Annotated in this window: 1 protein-coding gene; it reads right to left on the bottom strand. The window is 69.6% G+C overall.

All coding sequences use genetic code 11. From position 1 onward, the window contains the following. Positions 1-383, bottom strand: a 383-nt coding sequence (locus ACLD7X_RS17975; protein ID WP_411425053.1) for a M20/M25/M40 family metallo-hydrolase, incomplete at its 3' end; no start/stop codon positions are given. Positions 384-579 lie beyond the last annotated feature (196 nt).

Here is a 579-nt window from a genome sequence, read left to right as displayed (position 1 = left end):
CGGCCGGTCGCCGGCAGGTGCTCCAGGGCGGCGACATCCATCGCGTTGTCGCCCTTCATGTCATAGATACCGGGCCCGTAGGCGCGATCGCCCTCCACCCGGAACGGTAACGGGCCGGCGAGGGTGCCGACCGGGTGCACGGTATCGATGTGGCCGAGCAGCAGCAGGCCCGGCCCCGCCTCCGCCCCCGCGATGCGGCCGAGCAGGATGTCGCCGAAGCCGTCGGTGCCGGGGATGCGTTCGATCGAGGCGCCGATCGCGCGCAGCTTCGCCTCGACCAAATCCGCGACGCGATTCACGCCGGCAGCATCCTGGGTGGGGCTCTCGATCTCGACCCAGCCCCGCACCGCCGCGAGCAATCCGTCCGACGTCAATTCACGCATGAGATTCCTCGTTCCGGTCGTGCTTCGGGGCCTGCAGCAGAACAGTTCACCGAAGCATGGCTGTCGTAAAGCGGTGCGCGAGCGGCGCATCGCGACCAAGTGACCGCGCGGCGGGCCGATCCGCGAAGCTGTGAGCGCCCGCGCGGGGTCGATACGCCGCCTGCGATGTTACGCATGGCATGATGACGCCGCAGCC

Source organism: Aphanothece microscopica RSMan92, from assembly GCF_046613545.2.
Lineage (GTDB): Bacteria > Cyanobacteriota > Cyanobacteriia > PCC-6307 > Cyanobiaceae > NIES-981.
Note: the sequence above shows the minus strand (reverse complement) of the source record. Positions and strands in the feature narration are given on the sequence as shown.